The sequence below is a fragment of the Enterococcus columbae DSM 7374 = ATCC 51263 genome (genome assembly GCF_000406925.1).
GTDB lineage: Bacteria > Bacillota > Bacilli > Lactobacillales > Enterococcaceae > Enterococcus_E > Enterococcus_E columbae.
In genome coordinates this window covers 502,340-523,067 of record NZ_KE136348.1, presented here as the reverse complement: position 1 = coordinate 523,067, position 20,728 = coordinate 502,340, and the positions used below count along the sequence as shown (strand labels likewise).

The following is a 20,728-nucleotide window of genomic DNA, read 5'->3' as shown; positions in this document are numbered from 1 at the left end:
AAATTTTTTAAGATAATAGTAAAAAGTTGTTTTTTTATGTACTTTTTCACGCTTTTTGGTAGAATGAAGATAGTTTGTAACAGAAGAGAGTTAAGTGTGATGATTAAAGGAATAGGTATTGATGCGGTAGAATTATCGCGCATAAAAAAAATCATTGAAGAAAAGCCCCAATTTGTGAAACGAGTGTTGACCCCAAAGGAATTCGCTGTTTTTCAAAGTTTATCAAAGCATCGCCAAGTAGAGTATCTAGGTGGCCGCTTTGCCTGTAAAGAAGCCTTCTCTAAAGCCTATGGTACAGGAATTGGTGCAGTCACCTTTCAAGAGATTGAAGTCTTAAATAATGAAAAAGGGGCGCCCATTGTAACTATGTCGCCGTTTACAGAAGGTCAGGCTTTTGTTAGCATTACCCACACTGATACGACTGCTTTTGCACAAATTATATTAGAAATTTAGAAAGAAGGGGTTCGGATGGTCGTATCATTTCATCGACCAACACGAGTAGTTGTAGATTTAGCTGCAATTAAAGAAAATATTCGTGCCCAACAACCATATTTAGCTGAAAATCAAACAATCTTTGCCGTGGTAAAAGCAAATGGCTATGGTCATGGCGTATTGGCAGTGGCTAAGGCTGCTAAGGAAGCGGGGGCAACAGGCTTTTGTGTCGCCACCCTAGATGAAGGAATTGAACTGAGAACAGCAGGCTTTACGGAACCTATTTTTATTTTAGGACCGATTGATTTAAGTGGCTTAAAATGGGCTAGTAAGTATCAATTAAGCTTACCAGTGACGAGCTTAGCGTATCTGGAGGATTTAATCGCGCAAGCTGAGCAATTGTCCCTATCCAAAGATAATCATTTACTACTTCATCTAGCAATTGATAGTGGAATGGGACGCATTGGTTTTAGAGAAAATCAGAGCTTGCAAACAGCCATTAGCCTCATTGAGCAGCAGGCTAATTTAGTCTGGGAAGGGATATTTACCCACTTTGCAACCGCTGATGAGGCTGATAGAAGCTATTGGCAACAACAATTTAGTCGCTTTGAATCTGTTTTGGCAAGCCTACCAAGGCAGCCCAAATATGTGCATGTCAGCAATAGTGCAACCTTGTTATGGCAAAAGCCTATTGGTAACGTGATTCGGATGGGGATTTCAATGTATGGTTTAAATCCTTCTGGTGAAGCCTTGCAGCTGCCAGTTGCGCTCAAACCAGCCTTATCTTTAGTTTCTGCTTTAACTCAGGTCAAATTAGTTGAAAAAGGCGAAGGAATTGGCTATGGTAAAACCTATGAAACCAAAGCAAGTGAATGGATTGGCACTGTCCCAATCGGTTATGCTGATGGTTTTATTCGCAAATTTCAAGGATTTTCGTTGCTAGTGGATGGCTACGAATGTGAAATTGTCGGTCGTGTATGTATGGATCAATTAATGATTCGTCTACCTAAGGAATTGCCATTAGGAACAGAAGTGGTTATTATTGGGAAAAGTAAGGATAAAGAAAATAGCCTGCAAGATTTAGCGAATTATGTGGATACGATTCACTATGAGATTGCTTGCCTAATTTCTGCACGTGTTCCGCGCGTTTATGTGGAAGAAAGTTAAAAGGAAAGAAGTAAATGATTAAAAGAGGAGACATTTTTTTTGCGGATTTATCGCCAGTGATTGGATCTGAACAAGGTGGAATTCGACCGGTAGTCATTATTCAAAATGACTTAGGCAATTACCACAGTCCAACCGTTATCGTAGCAGCTATTACTGCTAAAATGACCAAGTGTAAATTACCAACACATGTTGAAATTACCTCGGAATCGACGGCTTTGGATAAGGATTCTGTTGTTTTAGCTGAGCAAATTCGTACCATCGATAAAAGTCGCCTAAAAGAAAAAATTTGTTCTTTAGATGCAACTACCATGTCATTTGTCGATCATGCTTTAAAGATCAGTTTAGGGATGGAGCCATGTAACTCCACCTGTCGTTGCTCAAAGGATAATTAAGTATATGGCTAGGTACTTATATCAAAAAACTAAACGGTTGCGCCTTACGCTTAAATTGTTCAAGCTTAAAGCAGCTGAGGGTTGCAACGAACATTTCACAACAAGAGAGGGTTGAAAAAGACCTTCTCTTTTTTTCTTTCTTTTTTTGACATTTCTATCGCTCCTTTCGTTTCTATAGATGTAAGACGTACGAATTACACCAATTAAACCAACACGAAAGGAAAATGAATCATGAAAAAATTTATCAGCAATCAAATTAGTTTTTTAATCGAAAGTGACAATCCTGAAAAACCCATTAGCTATACCTTAAACAATGCAGTAGATGAGGTAGATGTAGCCCAAGCGCAGCAATTTGCACAAGCCTTGGTTTCCTTAGCGCCTAAAGGTCATGCTTTGGTTAGTGTCATTGAAACAAAACAATCTGAATTAATTGCGAATGCATAAAATAGGAGGATAATCTCATGAAAAAATTAAAATTAAGCTTTGTTAATGCAGACGGTACAAAAACAACAATTACCCCAAAATATGTAGATGAAAATTTAGATGCAGCAACTGTCCAACAAGCCATGGAAAAGATGGCGGGCTTACAGTTGTTCGATAAAAAGAATGTGGCGCTTTATCAAAAAGTAAATGGAGCGAAATACGTTGAAACAATTGAAACACCGCTATTTAGTATAGCTGACTAAAAAAATCTCAAATTAAAAAGAATTCCTCAAATTTTGCGCTTGCTGGACTATCCACGGCAGGTAAAAAATTTGAGGATTTTTTTGACAAAAGGAAGCTTTTTTTCGTTTCTATAGGTGTAAAGCCGGTTTTACTAAAAATATAAAAGGAGTGTTTTGTGATGAGAAAATTAAAAGATCATTCATTTGCTGCTAAGGTAAATATTGCCGGAAAGGAAACCACGATTCATCATACGGTGACCAATATTTTTCAAGGCGATGCCGCGCAAAAACAAGCGCTGCAATCGCAAAATCTTGCACTAGAAAGTCTCTTAAAGCAAGCAACTCAATTGGTGAAAGCTAGTCAAAAATAATTCCGGCAAACAAACACTCGCTTGACCTTATTTGGTAAAAAGTTCGCTACTTATACCAAAAAGGTCAATCAAAAAAGCCTTGACTCTTCTTAGGAGCCAAGGCTTTTTTAGTTACTTATTCTTCTTCATCAGTAGGTACTTTGTTGTCCAAATCGGTACGTACGACTAATACATCGCAAACCGCATGACGAATGACATATTCTGAAACTGAACCGATAAATAAACGTTCAACCGCATTTAATCCAGTCGCACCTAGCATAATTAAATCAACTTTTTCAGTATCTGGTAATTCTTTAGCAATGACCGATTTTGGTGAACCATATTCAATAATCGCTTTAACTTTTGAAACGCCTGAATCGTTCGCCATTTTTTGATAATCGGCTAAAGTTTGTTTGGCCATTTCACTTGCTTGTTCCATCATTAAGCCGTCTAAAGAAGAGATGGTTTGAAAAGCACGTGTATCAATGACATGAGCTAATAACAATTCAGAATCATTCCGACGTGCAACGTTTACTGCCTTTTTAAAGGCGAGCTCCGCTTCTTTTGAACCATCGACAGCAACCATAATTTTTTTATACTCTTGCAACATAAGAATCATCCTCTCTGTTATCTATACTCTTATTTTAAAACAAAAATGCTAAAATGCCAAAGGTTTTCTATGACATTTTGATATTTTTTGATAAGTAAAATGAAAAGATGCCGCTTAAAATAAAAACAGCAATTATAAAACAAATATTAAAAAAGCGATCATTGAAGATAGCACAAGCAATTCCTAAAATACCACCAACAATATAGAATTTTCCATAATCAATTAATACAGCATCTAAGCCTTCCTTTTCTTTTAAAAAAGCTAAAAAAATAGCTGTCTTTTTAACTAAAGAATAACCGATAACCAGCAGTAAAGCTGCTAAGATAAATAATAAAATCTGAATCATTGTTATTAAGACCTTTCACGTTTGTATTCATAAGCTCATTATACAAAAGAGTCGAGAAAATGGAAAGTTGCTAAAAAGAAAAGGCCAGGTGAAAATCACCTGACCGTAACCTATATGGTTATCTAGGTTCATCCGTTGATGCCGTTTATTATCCCGAGGTATTGATCCCGCAAACTAGCAGGTGGGCTCCACGTTCATAGCTTTGAACTACCAAAGGAAAAGGCTTGTTACCAGCTAAGAAACCGGACGGATCCCAAAATATCAATAACAATGTTCGGTCAACACACTAAAGGGAGAATGCGCACATCACAGACTTCCCATAACTCATACTAGCATAGAATTTCCATTAGTGCAACTATCTTGAAACAAAAAAGGTAACGTTTACACAAACCGTGCTTATCTGAATAGTTGATGCTAGCTCTAGAAAGGCTTAGGCTATCTCTTTTTTTGTTTTTTCCATTCTTGGATTTGCTGATAGCGCGTGGCTAGCGCATGTTCATATTTACCAGTTACTTTTGGTTGATAGTAATGTTGATTTTTTAACTTATCAGGTAAATATTGTTGATCTACCCAGGCATTAGGATAAGCATGCGGATATAGATAATCTACGCCACGATTTAATTTTTTCGCCCCTTGATAGTGACTATCCCGTAAATGATCAGGAACTTCACCGGATTTGCCGGCTCTCACATCAGCTAAAGCTGCATCAATAGCGCTAATAGCTGAATTAGACTTAGGGGATAGACATAGATCAATAACAGCATTAGCTAAAGGAATTCTAGCTTCCGGAAATCCTAATTTTTCAGCCGCTTGAATGGCGCTAACTGTTCGTGCTGCGGCTTGGGGATTGGCTAAACCCACATCTTCATAGCCAATGACCATTAATCGTCGACAAATAATCGGTAAATCACCCGCCTCGATTAATCGTGCAAGATAATGTAAAGCGGCATCGACATCACTTCCCCGAATGGATTTTTGTAAGGCAGAAATCACATCATAATGGGCATCACCATCTTTATCGTGGGTCAAAGCCTTTTTTTGGATACAAGATTCGATAATGTCAATGCTTAATTCAATTTTTCCTGTTTGTTCATCGATAGGAGTGGATTTAACAGCGAGTTCTAAACCATTTAACACACTGCGTAAATCACCGTTCGTTGAACGTGCTAGATGAATTTTAGCAGCTTCATCAAGCTGGACAGGATAATTTCCCAGCCCTTTTTCGCTATCGGCTAAGGCGCGCTCAATGGCCTCAAGAATATCGGTTTGTGCTAAAGGTTTTAGTTCGAAAATCTGGGTTCGACTGCGAATCGCCGGATTAATTGAAATATAAGGATTTTCAGTCGTTGCACCAATCATAATGATGCGGCCATTTTCTAAATGAGGTAACAAAAAATCCTGCTTGGTTTTATCTAAGCGATGAATTTCATCTAAAAGCAAGATCACGGTGCCACTCATTTTGGCTTCTTCGGCGACGATTTGTAAATCTTTTTTGGTATCGGTCGCAGCATTTAACATGCGAAAGGCATAGCGAGTACTCCCAGCAATCGCTGACGCAATACTGGTTTTACCAATCCCTGGTGGACCATATAAAATCATCGAGGACAACATTTTCGCTTCAACCATGCGATGAATAATTTGTCCAGGTGCGACCAGATGTTTTTGACCGACTACTTCTTCTAGTTTAGTTGGTCGCATGCGATAGGCTAATGGTTGCAAAAAAGCACCCCCATTCGTTAAGTTCAATCGTATAGCTAGTATAGCAGATTTTGCTGAAAAAAGGGAAAATCTCGATTGCAAAAGCCGAGGTCCGTGTTTAAACTTCGCTGAATGTTTAGTTGATAAGCGAGCATCCTTCTTTTCCGGCATGATTCAGTAGGTAACCATAGCAATTCCGAGGATAATTGTGTATATTGGATAGAGAATGATGAAAATGAGGGAAAATGATGGCAAAAGAAACGATGTTAACTTATTTAGATCAATTAATTGATCAAAAGATTACGGATTATGATGTGGCGCTTGATTTTGATAGTCGGAATCATACCATTGAAATTGTGGTTCGCTTGTTTGCGGAAAATAAGCAGCATTTAGCACTTGATGATGTAGAAGGCAACCAATCTGCTGAAGAAATGATTGAATATGAAGATGGCATTTTATTATACAATGCGCAAAAATCTCAATTTGAGGAAGAATATTACTTGAAAACCTTGCCATTTACTAGTAAAAAAGGCATGCAAAAAGCCGAGCTTGCTGCTTTAGTGGACTATTTGCAAGAGATTTTAGATCAAGGGCAAGCAGATTTACTGGATTTTTTAGCAGAGGATTCGACACAAGAGGTTTTTGCCTTACGATTTGATGAGGAAATTTATGCTAAAAAGCTGGCGGCCTATCAAGAAAAATTAGGTCAGGACTATGTGAGCTATCCAAGCTATTAAGAAAAAAGGGAAGTGAAATCATGCAATGGAATGAAGTGAAGGTCGCAACAGCAAGCGAAGCAGTTGAGGCGGTATCGAATATTTTAATGGAATTAGGCGCTAGTGGCGTGATGATTGAAGATGTCTTAGACGTAGAGAACTTCAAATCTGATGCTTACGGTGAATTACTAGATAAAGAAAATTATCAAACGATTGAAGAAGGCGCTGAGGTTACGGCTTATTATCCAGAAACGATTTTTTTACCAGAAATTTTGCCACAAATCAAGGCTAGAATTAGTCAATTGCCTGAATTTGGCTTAGCTATTGGGGCCAATCAGGTGACGATTGCGCAGGTCTCTGAAGAAAACTGGGCAACTGCTTGGAAGAAATATTATCATCCAGTCAATATTTCACGCTTTTTAACCATTGTGCCTAGCTGGCAAGAATATACACCTAAGCATCCGGAAGAAAAAATCATCACGCTAGATCCTGGAATGGCTTTTGGGACAGGTACGCATCCAACGACACGCTTAACCTTGCAAGCTTTAGAGGTTGTTTTACAAGGTGGGGAAACCGTGCTTGATGTTGGCACTGGTTCAGGGGTATTAAGTATTGCTAGTAAATACCTAGGAGCCAATGAGGTGTATGCGTATGATTTGGATGAGGTGGCTGTTCGCGCGGCAAAAGAAAATATGGATTTAAATCCCGTGGCAAAAGATGTAGTAGTTGCTGCCAATGATTTACTTAAGGGCATCAACCAACCAGCCGATGTGATTGTGGCAAATATTTTAGCTGATATTATCGTGTTAATGATTGAAGATGCGTACCGTTTATTAAAAGCAAATGGCCGTTTGATTGTATCTGGAATTATCGAGGAGAAAAAAGCGATGGTATTAGCTGAGATGGCTAAAGCTGGCTTTGAAGTTGAACAGCTATTTAACCAAAAAGACTGGTATGCGATTATCTTAAAAAAGGCAGATGAGGACGAATAAATGCAACGCTATTTTTTCAACGAACCTTACCAAAATCAAAGCTGCTTTGAAGCCACTGCAGAAATGTATCATCATATGGTGCATGTCATGCGCATGCAAGTAGGCGATGAGGTATATTTAGCCTTTACTAATCAGCAAGTCATTATTGCTGAAATTGTTGAAATTACTGCACAGACATTATGGCTAAAAGAAGTAGCTAAAGAGAGCCAACAAAAGGAATTGCCAATAGAAATTACCATTGCTAGCGGTTATCCAAAAGGCGATAAATTAGAGTGGATTGTCCAAAAGGGAACAGAACTAGGTGCTCATCAATTTATCGGTTTTCCGGCGAGTAGCTCGGTGGTGAAGTGGGATGCTAAAAAATTAGCCAAAAAAGCCCAACGTTTAACCAAGATTGCCCAAGAGGCTGCTGAACAATCTCATCGGCAAGTTGTACCAACCATTCAACTTTTAGACCAAAAGGTAAGTCTTGAGCGACAGCTAGCTGATTATGACATGGTCTTAGTAGCGTATGAAGAATCTGCTAAACAAGGTGAAAAGGCGATGTTAGCCCAAGTCTTTAATCAGTTGACGACTAATCAACGTTTGTTGGTCATCTTTGGACCAGAAGGTGGCTTGACTCCTCAAGAAGTAGACCAATTTGAAGAGAAGGGCGCTGTTTTATGTGGGTTAGGTCCACGGATTTTACGAACAGAAACAGCTCCATTATATCTATTAGCAGCTGCAAGCTATCATTTTGAGCTAAATGGCTAAAGGAAAGTCTTAGAGTAAATAAGTTCGTTCATCACAGGCCGTAATGGATGATTGAGTTAGCCTTCCATTGCCACAAACACGCTAATTTTTAGCCTTCTCCGCTTAGCCTTTAAAAGTTAGAAAATTTTTTACACAAAGCCAAAGGTGTGGTACCATGTAAATGAAAAGAGGAACTGCTTGCGACAGTTCCTCTATGAATAGAATTTAGACAGTAGCTGAATTAATTAGCGAAAGTAGCCGTCTTAACCGGCTCTATAATAAATTGGACTGAAGAATCGATTTTGATTCATCAGTCCAATTTATTATAGAGCCAAAATATTTTTAATAGCTTTTTAAGTCAGAAGTTTTCCTGGCTTTTTTTCTTATACAATAGAAACTCGTTAGCTATGAGCAAAACAGACTTGATGCTGCATGCAAACCAATCGTTTTCACAAAAAAAAGATTTGCTGAGCTATATTTACCAAGCATGAATGATTTACAGTTTAAAAATCACAAATGGAAGCGTCAACGTTAGCAGAAGGCTTATCTTTCAGTTGCTTTATATTTATTGATACACTATAATTTTTCATAAGATTACTAGTTACGTTTACTTAGCTAAAAATAGCTATTATCAAAGACGATTAACTGGAAAATAGGGCTGTAAAGGGTGAGAAAGATGGCAAAAGATATCGTTTTATCAGGACCCAGTGTGATTAAGCTGGTTGCTGATTATATGAATAAAGAAGAAATTGCCTTTGTGCAAAAGGCATTGGATTACGCAACCAAAGCGCATCAGCATCAATTTAGAAAATCAGGCGAGCCTTATATTATTCATCCTATTCAAGTGGCTGGCCTATTAGCTGAATTACGTATGGATCCGCACACAGTAGCAACAGGGTTTTTACATGATGTTGTTGAGGATACCGAGGTCACTTTAGATGATTTAAAGGCTGAATTTGGCGAAGATGTGGCGATGTTAGTCGATGGTGTGACCAAATTAGGGAAGATTAAATATAAATCACATGAAGAACAATTAGCAGAAAATCATCGTAAAATGCTAATTGCTATGGCTAAGGATTTACGCGTGATTATGGTTAAACTAGCCGACCGCTTGCATAATATGCGTACCTTAAAGCATTTGCGTGAAGATAAGCAGCGCCGGATTGCTCAGGAAACTTTAGAAATCTATGCACCCTTAGCGCATCGTTTGGGGATTAGTCGCATTAAATGGGAGCTAGAGGATCGAGCATTGCGCTATATCAATCCAAGCCAATATTATCGGATTGTGCATTTGATGCAAACCAAGCGCACCGAGCGTGAAGCTTATATCGCTGAGGCGGTAGAAGAAATTCGTTTAGCTACCGAAGAATTAGAAATTTATGCTGAAATTTATGGTCGACCAAAACATATTTATTCGATTTATCGTAAAATGGTCGATAAGAAAAAACAATTTGATGAAATCTATGACTTATTAGCTATTCGTGTGATTGTTGATTCGATTAAGGATTGCTACGCGGTTTTAGGTAGCATCCATACCAAATGGAAGCCGATGCCAGGCCGGTTTAAGGATTACATTGCGATGCCTAAAGCGAACATGTATCAATCGTTACATACAACGGTGATTGGTCCTAAAGGGAATCCCTTAGAAGTCCAAATTAGAACCCATGAAATGCATGAAATTGCTGAATTTGGGGTAGCGGCACACTGGGCGTATAAGCAAGGGAAGAAAGATAAAGTACAGCCAGATAATATGAGTAAGCAGGTGGGCTGGTTTAAAGAAATCTTGGAACTAAAAGATGAAAGCTACGATGCCTCTGAATTCATGGAAGGGGTCAAAGGCGATATCTTTAGTGATAAGGTTTATGTCTTTACTCCAAAAGGCGATGTAACCGAGCTACCACAAGGCTCTGGTCCCCTTGATTTTGCTTACAGTATCCACACTGATATCGGTAATAAAACCGTGGGTGCTAAAATCAATGGCAAGATGGTGCAATTAGATTATAAATTAAAAAATGGTGATATTGTGGAAATCTTGACCTCACCAAATTCTTTTGGCCCAAGTCGTGATTGGTTGAAATTTGTCGCTACTAGCAAGGCGAAAAATAAAATCAAACGCTTCTTTAAAGTACAAGATCGCGATGAAAATATCGATAAAGGTCGCGAAATGGTCATTAAGGTGATTCAGGACTTAGGTTTTGTGCCTAAAGAAATCCTAACGAAAACCAAGATTCAAGAGGCGATGTCTCGATTTAATTACCATTCTGAAGAGGATTTGTATGCGGCAGTCGGTTTTGGTGAAATGAGTGCCACGACCTTTGTTAATCGTCTAACTGAAGAAGAGCGTAAATTGCAACAAGAGGAAAAACAAAAACAAGAGGTTGAAGAACTACTAGCCAATCCGGTGAAAAAAGAACCAGAAAAGATGAAGGTGCGTCATGAAGGCGGCATCGTGATCGAAGGCGTAAATAATCTCTTAATCCGTTTGAGTCGTTGCTGTAATCCAGTTCCTGGTGATGAAATTGTCGGTTATATTACGAAAGGTCGAGGGGTTTCCATTCACCGTGCGGATTGTCCAAATGTAAAGAATGCCATCGACTTTGAAAACCGTATGATTGAAGTAGAATGGGAAGATACAGCTGTAATCAACATGGAATTTGATGTTGATTTAGAAATTCATGGCTATAATCGCTCAGGGTTGTTAAATGATATCTTGCAGACAGTAAATTCACAAACCAAGCATTTGCTTAGCGTAGAGGCAAGAGCGAATAAAGAAAAGACCGCCACCATTCGCATTACCATTCGGATTCAAAATCTAAATCACTTGCATACCATTGTCGATAAAATTAAACAAATTCCAGATGTTTACACCGTCCGGAGAATGAAAGGATAGATTATGCGCGCAGTTATTCAAAGAGTCAGTCAAGCTAGTGTAAAGGTGGATGGCCAGATTGTCGGTCAGATTCAAAAGGGTTTTATGGTCTTGCTAGGCGTTCATCAAGAGGATACCTTAGAAGATGTTGCATATCTAGCCAAAAAAATTGCGAAATTACGGGTTTTTGAAGATGAAAATGGCAAGATGAATGCCGCCTTAGCTGATGTAAAGGGCAGTGTTTTAAGTATTTCGCAATTTACGTTACATGCAGAAACCAAAAAAGGCAATCGACCAAGCTTTATCCAAGCGGCTCGCCCAGAATTAGCGATTCCTTTATACGAAGCCTTTAACCAGGCGTTAATTGATCAAGCAATTCCAGTTCAAACCGGTATTTTCGGTGCGGATATGAAATGCGAATTAGTGAATGATGGTCCGGTAACGATTATTATGGACAGTAAGCAAAGATAAAATGTAATGAAATAAAGATTAAAAAGACTATGTAAACTTCCAGGTTTGCATAGTCTTTTTGTTATCTTGATATTTTAAATGTATTGGCATACGATATAGATGTAGGAATTTGATTAGAGATGTTATAAGAATGACATATCGTATATTTCGTTATTTTAATATTGCTGAACTGTATCGTTGAAGGGAGGAAGGAAGATGGTGACAAAAAAACCTTATTTTTTCATGGGGTTACTTCTTTTAATCGCTTTGCTTATGCCCATTTTCTTCAATTTTTTATCTACCAATCAAAAAGTTATCGCTCAAAATTATAAGAGCTTAGATTCTGTTAAATTAACGCTTGAGTCTGATGGTACGCATAAATCAGGAGAGCAGGAAACGTACGTTAAGACTGAAAATGGCTTTGCCGTTGCAGATAATACGGCGCATGATGGCATTGTTGCCTCAAAAGATGTGGCTGTTTATAGTCTAAAATTAACAGTAAATGCCGGGCCAAAGCGAACAATTTATTTAAATTTTTCGACAGAAGGTGAAGGATTAGACATTGAAAATATAGGTAGGGTGATTAGCTTTAGTAATTGGCTTGATGTCAGCACAGAGACTGATGGACGAGTTAAGCTGATTATTAAACGAGGTCTATCTGGTGAATTTACAGCAAATTTTGCCATTCGAGCCAAAGATACTGCAGGTCAAGTAGTCGAAGGCAATCGACTATCTGTTAGCTTAGAGGATGCAGATAAAAAAGAGTTATCTAGTAGTTCTTCAAAACCATTAACGGTAGTGTCCACAGTTATGGGAGATTTAACGCTGGATACCGGAAATGCCTTACAAGAAACCAGTTATTATCAAACGACCGAGTATGGTACCTTAGTTATTCGACCGTATGAATTACGTCCTAATGGTTATGCAAGTTACGGTATTTCCGCAAGTGCTCCTTGGACGACTGACTTAGTAGTGGCAAATTTTCCAGCAGGAACGAAATTTTATTTACATGAGGATCATACGACTCCTTTAACGGTTACTGATGGGAAAATTTCACTAAATGGTACAGGAGTGAAGTTAGTCGATTACCAACTGCCTACTGATAGTCGACCAACATCAGGTACGGTTCTTAAAGAGTACAAGGCATATATTAAGAATGCTCATTTTGAAGGCAGTCAGTTAACCGATCCCGGTGAAAATAAATCAGAATCCTTTGACACAGCTGATACAACAATTGGCTCTTTAAGAGGGGGGACATTGCCTAATAATAATTATACGATTCATCGTTGGTTGTATCGCTCAGGAACGGATGGTATTTGGGATATGAGCTTGGTGGGGCCACGGGATAATGGTAAAACGCTTTTTGAAGAACAAAATACGGATTGGACTTCTAATGATGATAGTTCATATTTGCAATCAAGATGGCGTAAATATATCACCTCTGATAATGATTTTGCTGCCAAAATTACTTTGGCAAGCGATAAGGTGGATAAAACAAAAGATTATCAGTTTATCGATCAGCCAACTTATTTAGAAGTGAATGGCGATCAGATTGGTCATCGCTATGATTCTACTAGAGCTGCTCAGGTGTTTGTTGGCAATACCCTTGCTGATGAAGCGTTGTATTCAATCTATTGGCAAACGCCAACCGGTGAAGTTTTAAGCAATACAGCGCCGATCAATGCAACAGGTGCTAGAGTGGTGATCACTAAGGAGTTAGTGGCTGCAACAGATGAAAATATACGTGTTTATTTACCACTTAAAGGCTTAGAGTATACGGATGAACAACGTGGAAAAGCTAGCACCCATCAAACAACGCTATCATCGGGAAATGCTGAAACAAATAATTGGTCGAGTCCATCTTCTCCTGATACAGAAGGCGTATTTATCGTCGTACCTAAACCACTACAGGTGCATAACGATATGACTATTGTATCGAGTAATAGACGGGGTCATTCTGGCCGTTATAGTGCAACGATGAGTGTGACAGGAACAATTACTAATCCTACAATTAGTAATGGCTATACCTATACCCAAAAAGTGCATTTTGACTCAGCTTTTGATATCCACACAATTACGATTCCAACTGGTAGTAATTGGCAAATCAAGAGCTTAGATGATGCGAATAATACGGCCGAGTTTGAATATAGCAATGCAACCTTAAATGCCTTCAATGAAGAGCAAAAAGCGATAACCGTCTATTTACCGGAAAATCACTTTAGTATCCAAACGATTCCACTTTATGACACTACTATGAATCCTTATGCCAAGCCTGAAACAATTGTGACTTGGGCAAATGATACAGACTACTTGAATGGTACGAATGCACAAAATAATGATGAAATTTTAACCGATCGCGCAATCTCTAATTTATCTGATGCATCGGCTATTTATACAGTCGATCAAAATGTCGTCTCGGTAGCAGATGCTGTAGCCACCGAAATTACCGATCCAGTAACCTTTAGTGTCGATGCTTCATTTGGTAAATTAAGTGTAGGCGATAGTTGGTATCAAAAAATCATTCTCCCTTATAACCATGATAGAGCTGAGTGGAAATACTCTAATGACGAGGCTGGTGCAGACAATAAAATTGAAGTTGATGCAAACGGTCAAAATGCAACATTTGGTGGACAAGAGGAGTCTAATTATCATGGAAGTTATTCTCTATCTAAAATTCAATTAGAAAATGCACCAGCAGATACCAAAGTCATCTTTTATAAAGATACGGCTATGACAAAGAAACAACAGTTAGCTGAATTACCCATTGATGCACAAGGAAATGTTGATTTAAGTAAGATTGATGTAAGTCAGATTAAGTCTATGCAAGTACACGATGGCCCAAGTACATCGAGTATGCAAGCAACAGGAATGAAGATAAATATTCAAATTACCCCAACTGGTAATCAGAAGGGCGACTTTTATATGATTTGGCCAGCTGGGGCGAAATCTACCAAGTCAGCTAGTGAAAGAATGGCTGGGCCAGCGGGATCACTTGTGGTTGCTTCCACGATTAAAGGTAAGATATTTAATGATGAAAATAATGACAGCCAGTTACAGGAAGAGGAAAGTGGTTATAAGCAGTTAACTGTAAAATTACTTAATGCAGATGGCAGTGATACCGGTAAAACGGCCACCACAGATGAAAATGGAATTTATCAATTTGAAAATATTCATTCTGGTAATTATAAACTTCAATTGCCAGAAATTCAAAGAGAGGAGAATTCTGCGAAGGTTACAGCTGTAGATAATTCAGACACCAATCTTAAAGCAACGACCAAAAATCGCTTTGGAGTCGATGAAGCAACCTTACAAACCGTTTCTTATAATAAAAAGTATCGTCAATATGCAAAATCGACGACAGATGTGTTCGCTTTAGCGATGGATAGTTCAATTGCGGATATTAATTTTGGCTATTTCACGCCTAAACATGATGCTGCCCTAAATAAAAGCCCAGCAACAGTAAGCTATAATACAACTACTGGTATGGCAACAGTTACTTGGGATATAGCGGTTAAAAATACGGGAAATCTGCCTTTAGCAGATATGGTTTTAAATGATCGTACATCGACAGCAATTAACATTGTCGCTTCAAAGTTTAGCTATGCTGAACCACAGAAAAATATTCAAACTATTGATGGCAAAATCATCAAAGTAGTCGGCTTTGAAAATGCTATGAATAATGGCGTGTTAATTAAAACTGATAAAGGCGTTTGGGCTTCAAAAGCAGGAGAAAACATTCGGATTAGTGCATTGGATCAGGTTGATATTGTTGGAAGTGTTGGTAAAGGACCATTTACATCAGGCGGAATTGCTGTTTGGGATGCTCAGGGAAATCTCTATTTAATTACCTGTATAAATGGACAAGCCGCAGTAAATAGCTATGCTCTAGGGAGTCCAATTAAATCTATAGATGCTTTATACCCTGTAAATAGAGGAGTAATTGTCATCACAGAAGATAATAAGGTTCATCGTATTTCATCTATCGATAAGACAGAGACGATTGTTGATCCTGTAAAATACGACAATGCTACGCCAAATGTGATCATTGGTAATTCAAAAGAAAAGGTATTAGGTACTGATAATGGCGCTTATTTATTAAACACTGATAATGATAGTGTCTATAAAATAAATGGTATATCTGGTAATATTGTTGCTGGTTCAGGAAATGGTGGTTCTAGTTATGGATTTGTTGTAGCTAGCAATCAATCTGATGGTAATTTGGCTGATAAATTATGGACGATTAAGACAAGCTACCCAACAAGCACCCCCACTATTACGGTGACACCAGTTACGCCAGATACGAATAATTCAGGGGTAGATGTGGGCACCATTCAACGAACACTAGGCTATAGTCCGTTGACCAATCTGTTTATTCAAACCGATTTAGGAATTGGTAGGATAAATAGCAGTAAGCTTACAGGTTTTTATCCTTATACAGAGATTGGGCAACCTAAATATGTCCAATCCTTTGGGGGAGGTTCGTTGATTTATGTGAATCAAGAGGGTCAAGTCTATATTTTCAATCAATCAGGCAGCTTTAATATCACTAATCAGTTGGAGCTGACTAGTGATGAAGAGGTGAAACAGGTATTTGGCGATGGAGGAGAGTTTGCTGGAGATAGTAGATATGGAGACTTTGGTATTTTAACTAATCATGGTGTTTATAGGGTTAAATTCTCAGGAGATGTAACCTCACCGATAATCACTAAGTCTACCATATTCAATCAAGACAATCTTGTAGAAATTGGTGGACGATATTTGGATTCTGTCTTTGCTTATGATGAAAATCAGTTAACATTTGTTAATGGAAATGATCCGTCTAAAAATCAGTTAACTAGAGTTTATGAAGAAACCTATTTAAAGCATGATATGGAAAATATTGTCGCTTCAGCTGAAAAAGTAGAAGGTGACTTTACTAGAAGAAGTTATTCTTTGCCGAATATTGAACCAGGAAAGATTGGTGTGTTGACCTTAATTGGTACCATCCCCATTCCTCGAAGTGGAGACTTGATTTTAGGTAATCAGGCTTGGGCGACTAGTCCGATGACACCAAGAGCAGGAATTACAACTTCTCCAGTTACGGCTGATAATAGTGAACCCGGTGTACCAGCCTTGCCAACCTTACCTGATGCCAATAGCTTTAAAGCTGAGGCAATCTATGGAACCAATACGGTTAGTCCTAATATTACCGAAAATTTTGTGGAAAATAATAAGAGTAATAACATTGCAATTCCCGATGATTTAGCTGACCAAACACCAGTTAAAATCACGGCACAATCAAGTGTTCCGACTACTTCGGTTTCTTTAAGTGGTTATGCTTGGTACGATAACGATGATGATAAAAAAAGATCTGCTTCATCACCAGCTGATAATAGTGATAAAGCGGTCGAAGGCATTAAGGTCACCTTAATGGATGAAAACTATGATTTGGTTAATACTACAAAGACGGATGCGAATGGTTACTGGAAATTTACCGGTTTGAAACCCGGTGCAAAGTATTATGTCCAATATGAGCCTAATTGGCAATATAATGGCAAAGTTTATCAATCAATTGAGCGACTCAATCCAACTAATCCAGCAACACTTGCGACAGATTCGGATGTAGATGAGACCTCCTTGTCTGATCTATTGACGATACCAAGTAATGCAGTAAATGGTGCTGAATATTCAGGGATTGCGGATATGGGTTTGAAGGTATCAACGCAGCAACTAATGGTGATTAAAGGCGCGATAAAAGATAACCAAGATACTCCTGAAGAAGTGAATTTTGTTGCTAACCAAGCCTTGCCTAACGAGGCGCCGACAATCAATCCAGCTAGCGAAGTGGTTGGTGAAGTCGATGCGCAAAAGGGAAATGAAATCAATGATGGTGATAGCCAATTATTTACTAAAGCCTATCAATTTACGATTACCAATAGTGGACAGCTCCCTTTGACGAATGTAACTCTAAGTGATACGACCACTCAAGGTCTTGATGCCGTAATCAATACGCATTTTACTTGGCTTCATGCAGCGACTGAGGATGTAGCAGCTACAACAAGTGAGAATGTCGAGTTACGCGAGGGCGTGTTGTATGATACCAATACGCAATTACCGTTAATTTTAGCTGTTGGTGACCAAATTAAAGGCTACTTCCAGGTTGCCTTTGATACTAATCATCCAATTCATGCTGACACCTTAAATGTCACAGGAAAGGTGACGCTGAATGATGAAACAGTTAGTGATAGTGATGCGTTTAAAGTCAGCTATCAACATCAGACAACGACCAAAATTGATTTTAAGAAAGTTGATGGTTACAAAAATACGCCACTAGCCAATGCTCGTTTTGCTATTTATAGTACGGATGTAACGACCATGGATGAGACAAGCTTTGCTGCAGTGCACAAAGGAAGTACGCGACTAGCCCTGCTTACTTCTGATCAAGACGGTACATTTTCAACCAATCTAGTCGATGGAGTGTATTGGCTAGAAGAAAATATTACACCAACTGGCTATATCAAGCCTACGAGCCATTGGTTGCTAGAAGTGAAGCATGATGCTGAAGGAAATGCGGTAGTAAAGGTGTATACTGATTCAACGATGCCTTTTGCGGGGGAAATTGGTGACGATACCTTTATTACGATTCACAACTATCCATTTATCAATGTGCCAGATACAGGTGGTTATCGTTTGTGGTGGACGATTGCAGGGGTGATATTAGTTGCTGTCAGTGGCAGTTACCTTCTGTATAAGAAAAAAGTAGCTCGTTAATTTTATACACCTACTCAAGTTGTTAAAAGCAAGAGTAGGTGTATTTTTATTTTGGATCAAAAAATGGATGAAACTAAAATGGAATAATTGTAAGCAGAGGGATTTTCTTAAATAAATAGGCATTTGCCCCAATTCACTTAATGAATCAAAGGGAGTTTTTTTAAATTAGGATGAACTTTTTGTGCTTTATTTAACATTTGTTCATACTTTTTTTTAATAAAGTAGTATAATGTAATTATAAAATGAAAAGGGTTACAACTTTTAGAGACGGAGGGAAATCTATGGCAACAATTAAGCAATTTACGCACGAAGAAATTAGTAAGGACAATCCCCTATTTTCGCCATTTAAAGTATTGATTGAAACCGCTTTTTATGGTAATCATGTCCAGACAATAGATAGCTTGCAGCAAGCCTATGATTTAGCTAAAGCTGCTCCTGGGACCATTGTTACGGATATGCCGATTGCCCATGCTCAAGATTTAGGACTAAAGGAAGATTGTAAAATTTTAGTCAATAATGATGGCGCAATTGTCGGTCGAACAGCAGCCGCTCGTGTGATTATCGATGAACCAGGAATTGATCGTGAAAGCTATCGTCGGCTAATTCGTGAAGCAGTTTATCAAGCGACGAAACAGCCTTTTTATAAGACTGAGGTTTATGTCGGCTTAGCTGAGGACTTCATGGTCAAAAGTCATCTTATGTTACCAGTAGGGTTTGAGATGAACTTGTATTCTTATATGTTAAACTTCCAACTAGTCAATGACACCTTTACTGAGCTTTATCAACAATCAAAAACATATCCAGAAAATGACCTTTACCTTTTCGCTGATCCGACTTGGCAGCATCCTGATTTTCCAAACGGCTTAGCCTTATTCATTCCTCATGCCAATGTAGCCGCAATTTTAGGCTTGCGCTACTTTGGTGAATTGAAAAAAGCGACCTTAACGCTAGCTTGGGCTACTGCACATCGCAATGGCTTTGTCGCTTGTCATGGTGGGATGAAACAATATCATCTGCCAGATAAGACCTTTACAATGGCCGCTTTTGGCTTGTCTGGTTCTGGAAAATCGACGATCACTTTAGCCAAACACCATGATCATCATTCAACGGTGGAAGTATTGCATGATGATGCGTTTGTCATTAATGCCCAAACTGGTGCCACGACCGCTTTAGAGCCGGCCTATTTTGATAAGGTACAGGATTATCCATTAACCGATGAAGCGGTTGCATATTTCTTGACCTGCCAAAATGTAGGTGTTACCTTGGATAGTGAGGGTAAGAAAGTCTTAGTTTTAGAAGATTTGCGTAATGGAAATGGACGAACGGTGAAATCACGTTATGTTACGCCAAATCGTGTGGATCATCTAGCAGAAAAAATCGATGCCATCTTTTGGATTATGAAGGATAATACCTTGCCACCGGTTATTCGGATTGACGATCCAACTTTAGCAGCCGTCTTTGGCTTAACCTTGGCGACCAAGCGCTCAACAGCTGAAAATATTGTTGGTAAGGTCAAACGCAATCAGCTAGTTATCGAGCCGTATGCCAATCCGTTTAGAAGCTATCCATTAGGCGAAGATTATGCCGCCTTTAGAGCGTTGTTTGCTAGTCAAAAGACCGCCTGCTATGTATTAAATACGGATGAATTTAATGGTAAAAAGGTCACAAAAGAGGTCACCTTAGCAAGCATTGATGCAATCGTCGAAGGAAAAGGGGAATTTAAACCATTTGGTCCGTTAGCAGGTGTCTCTTACTTAGCACTTCCTGATTATCCGGTTGATTTCAGTGATCAAGATTACTGCAAGCGCTTAAAAGAACGCATGGAGATTCGCTTAGACTTTATTAAAGCTCAAGAAACACAAAAAGAAGGTTATCATGCCTTACCAACTGATGTAAAAGAAAAAATGGCAGCACTTGTTGCTCAATTATCTTAAGACAGAGACAAAGTTTTCAGTTGGTTGAATGATTAAAAACAAGCTAGCTATTTAGGATGACGATTGGCAGAAAAATAGACTTTTGCTTGGTAAGATAGAGCAAAGTAAAGTGGATAAATAGCTAGTGAAATAGGGGAAAGAAAATGATTTTATTTGAAAAATTGGTAATTTTACTTACGATTATTACCTATCTAGCCAATTATTTAACTTATCTATTTTTAAAGCATAAAAAAATAAAAAATGCTTTTGAAAAAATGTCCTTATATCTAGCGGTTAATATGAGTTTAATGCTCTTTGATGGAATTTTTGCCTTTTTTGCCAAATTCCTACTAGATGAATTACTATTTTTAGAATAAGCCTTTAAATAGCTAAAATGAACCAATCAGGTACTGTAAAAGTTCTCGCCTTTACAGTGCCTGATTTTTTTGAGTAGCTATCGGTGAAGTGTAAATGATGCAGCTGATAAGTTTGAAAATGATTTACTAGTGTACCAATTGAGTGGAGAAAAGATGGGAATTACTAAAATTTTTTATTTTTTGTCAAAATCAATTTTTTTGCTTGCTTTCTGCAATAATGATGTTATAATGACAACGTGTCATATGACAGAGTGTCATAAATATTTTAA

Annotated in this window: 17 protein-coding genes and 1 other RNA gene; 14 read left to right on the top strand and 4 right to left on the bottom strand. The window is 38.3% G+C overall.

Translation table 11 applies throughout. The annotated features are described in order from the left end of the window. Positions 1-99 precede the first annotated feature (99 nt). The 6 genes from acpS to RK02_RS07185 all read left to right on the top strand — a co-directional run bounded on the left by acpS (position 100) and on the right by RK02_RS07185 (position 3,027). A complete protein-coding gene (acpS, locus tag RK02_RS07210; protein ID WP_016183599.1) occupies positions 100-453 on the top strand; it encodes a holo-ACP synthase in 354 nt (117 codons plus the stop codon). 15 nt (positions 454-468) lie between these two features. Next, positions 469-1,599 carry an alanine racemase gene (gene alr, locus RK02_RS07205; RefSeq protein WP_016183598.1) on the top strand — a complete coding sequence of 377 codons (1,131 nt, stop codon included), beginning with the start codon at positions 469-471 and terminating at the stop codon, positions 1,597-1,599. Positions 1,600-1,613: 14 nt separating this feature from the next. Beyond that, positions 1,614-1,991 carry a type II toxin-antitoxin system PemK/MazF family toxin gene (locus RK02_RS07200; RefSeq protein WP_016183597.1) on the top strand — a complete coding sequence of 126 codons (378 nt, stop codon included), beginning with the start codon at positions 1,614-1,616 and terminating at the stop codon, positions 1,989-1,991. A 231-nt stretch (positions 1,992-2,222) separates the two neighbouring features. After that, positions 2,223-2,435, top strand: a complete 213-nt coding sequence (locus RK02_RS07195) for a hypothetical protein (RefSeq protein ID WP_016183596.1) — start codon at positions 2,223-2,225, stop codon at positions 2,433-2,435. Positions 2,436-2,452: 17 nt separating this feature from the next. Further along, positions 2,453-2,677 (top strand): DUF2922 domain-containing protein, encoded by a 225-nt coding sequence (locus RK02_RS07190; protein ID WP_016183595.1) that lies wholly within the window; start codon positions 2,453-2,455, stop codon positions 2,675-2,677. A gap of 158 nt (positions 2,678-2,835) precedes the next feature. Further along, the gene (locus RK02_RS07185) at positions 2,836-3,027 is read left to right on the top strand and encodes a hypothetical protein (RefSeq protein ID WP_016183594.1); all 192 of its coding nucleotides are present in this window, start codon (positions 2,836-2,838) and stop codon (positions 3,025-3,027) included. 115 nt (positions 3,028-3,142) lie between these two features. On the opposite strand, the gene RK02_RS07180 is transcribed toward RK02_RS07185, so the two are convergent. From RK02_RS07180 to RK02_RS07170, 4 genes are all read right to left on the bottom strand, one after another. After that, positions 3,143-3,616, bottom strand: coding sequence for a universal stress protein (locus RK02_RS07180; RefSeq protein ID WP_016183593.1), 474 nt, complete (start codon positions 3,614-3,616; stop codon positions 3,143-3,145). A 67-nt stretch (positions 3,617-3,683) separates the two neighbouring features. Then, positions 3,684-3,962: a hypothetical protein gene (locus RK02_RS07175; protein WP_016183592.1), complete on the bottom strand. Its 279-nt coding sequence runs from the start codon at positions 3,960-3,962 to the stop codon at positions 3,684-3,686. A 125-nt stretch (positions 3,963-4,087) separates the two neighbouring features. Further along, a non-coding RNA gene (gene ssrS / locus RK02_RS12140) (6S RNA) lies at positions 4,088-4,280 on the bottom strand. Positions 4,281-4,397: 117 nt separating this feature from the next. Then, a complete protein-coding gene (locus RK02_RS07170; protein WP_143139383.1) occupies positions 4,398-5,660 on the bottom strand; it encodes a replication-associated recombination protein A in 1,263 nt (420 codons plus the stop codon). A 248-nt stretch (positions 5,661-5,908) separates the two neighbouring features. On the opposite strand from RK02_RS07170, the gene RK02_RS07165 reads away from it, so the two are divergent. The 8 genes from RK02_RS07165 (at position 5,909) to RK02_RS07130 (ending at position 20,459) form a co-directional block, all read left to right on the top strand. Next, on the top strand, positions 5,909-6,397 hold the full coding sequence (locus tag RK02_RS07165; protein WP_016183590.1) for a DUF3013 family protein: 489 nt from the start codon (positions 5,909-5,911) through the stop codon (positions 6,395-6,397). A 20-nt stretch (positions 6,398-6,417) separates the two neighbouring features. Further along, positions 6,418-7,368 carry a 50S ribosomal protein L11 methyltransferase gene (gene prmA / locus RK02_RS07160; RefSeq protein WP_016183589.1) on the top strand — a complete coding sequence of 317 codons (951 nt, stop codon included), beginning with the start codon at positions 6,418-6,420 and terminating at the stop codon, positions 7,366-7,368. Beyond that, on the top strand, positions 7,369-8,121 hold the full coding sequence (locus RK02_RS07155) for a 16S rRNA (uracil(1498)-N(3))-methyltransferase (RefSeq protein ID WP_016183588.1): 753 nt from the start codon (positions 7,369-7,371) through the stop codon (positions 8,119-8,121). 655 nt (positions 8,122-8,776) lie between these two features. Then, on the top strand, positions 8,777-10,990 hold the full coding sequence (locus RK02_RS07150; RefSeq protein ID WP_016183587.1) for a RelA/SpoT family protein: 2,214 nt from the start codon (positions 8,777-8,779) through the stop codon (positions 10,988-10,990). A gap of 3 nt (positions 10,991-10,993) precedes the next feature. Then, the gene (dtd, locus tag RK02_RS07145; RefSeq protein ID WP_016183586.1) at positions 10,994-11,440 is read left to right on the top strand and encodes a D-aminoacyl-tRNA deacylase; all 447 of its coding nucleotides are present in this window, start codon (positions 10,994-10,996) and stop codon (positions 11,438-11,440) included. 195 nt (positions 11,441-11,635) lie between these two features. Beyond that, entirely contained in the window at positions 11,636-18,169 is a 6,534-nt protein-coding gene (locus tag RK02_RS07140) for a SpaA isopeptide-forming pilin-related protein (RefSeq protein ID WP_016183585.1), read from the top strand. 281 nt (positions 18,170-18,450) lie between these two features. Continuing rightward, positions 18,451-20,103 (top strand): phosphoenolpyruvate carboxykinase (ATP), encoded by a 1,653-nt coding sequence (locus RK02_RS07135; RefSeq protein WP_016183584.1) that lies wholly within the window; start codon positions 18,451-18,453, stop codon positions 20,101-20,103. Positions 20,104-20,246: 143 nt separating this feature from the next. Beyond that, positions 20,247-20,459, top strand: a complete 213-nt coding sequence (locus RK02_RS07130) for a hypothetical protein (RefSeq protein ID WP_016183583.1) — start codon at positions 20,247-20,249, stop codon at positions 20,457-20,459. Positions 20,460-20,728 lie beyond the last annotated feature (269 nt).

Coding starts and splice junctions, on each gene's coding strand:
- acpS (WP_016183599.1), top strand. CDS start 100: ATGATTAAAGGAATAGGTATTGATGCGGTAGAATTATCGCGCATAAAA.
- alr (WP_016183598.1), top strand. CDS start 469: ATGGTCGTATCATTTCATCGACCAACACGAGTAGTTGTAGATTTAGCT.
- RK02_RS07200 (WP_016183597.1), top strand. CDS start 1,614: ATGATTAAAAGAGGAGACATTTTTTTTGCGGATTTATCGCCAGTGATT.
- RK02_RS07195 (WP_016183596.1), top strand. CDS start 2,223: ATGAAAAAATTTATCAGCAATCAAATTAGTTTTTTAATCGAAAGTGAC.
- RK02_RS07190 (WP_016183595.1), top strand. CDS start 2,453: ATGAAAAAATTAAAATTAAGCTTTGTTAATGCAGACGGTACAAAAACA.
- RK02_RS07185 (WP_016183594.1), top strand. CDS start 2,836: ATGAGAAAATTAAAAGATCATTCATTTGCTGCTAAGGTAAATATTGCC.
- RK02_RS07180 (WP_016183593.1), bottom strand. CDS start 3,616: ATGTTGCAAGAGTATAAAAAAATTATGGTTGCTGTCGATGGTTCAAAA.
- RK02_RS07175 (WP_016183592.1), bottom strand. CDS start 3,962: ATGATTCAGATTTTATTATTTATCTTAGCAGCTTTACTGCTGGTTATC.
- RK02_RS07170 (WP_143139383.1), bottom strand. CDS start 5,660: ATGCGACCAACTAAACTAGAAGAAGTAGTCGGTCAAAAACATCTGGTC.
- RK02_RS07165 (WP_016183590.1), top strand. CDS start 5,909: ATGGCAAAAGAAACGATGTTAACTTATTTAGATCAATTAATTGATCAA.
- prmA (WP_016183589.1), top strand. CDS start 6,418: ATGCAATGGAATGAAGTGAAGGTCGCAACAGCAAGCGAAGCAGTTGAG.
- RK02_RS07155 (WP_016183588.1), top strand. CDS start 7,369: ATGCAACGCTATTTTTTCAACGAACCTTACCAAAATCAAAGCTGCTTT.
- RK02_RS07150 (WP_016183587.1), top strand. CDS start 8,777: ATGGCAAAAGATATCGTTTTATCAGGACCCAGTGTGATTAAGCTGGTT.
- dtd (WP_016183586.1), top strand. CDS start 10,994: ATGCGCGCAGTTATTCAAAGAGTCAGTCAAGCTAGTGTAAAGGTGGAT.
- RK02_RS07140 (WP_016183585.1), top strand. CDS start 11,636: ATGGTGACAAAAAAACCTTATTTTTTCATGGGGTTACTTCTTTTAATC.
- RK02_RS07135 (WP_016183584.1), top strand. CDS start 18,451: ATGGCAACAATTAAGCAATTTACGCACGAAGAAATTAGTAAGGACAAT.
- RK02_RS07130 (WP_016183583.1), top strand. CDS start 20,247: ATGATTTTATTTGAAAAATTGGTAATTTTACTTACGATTATTACCTAT.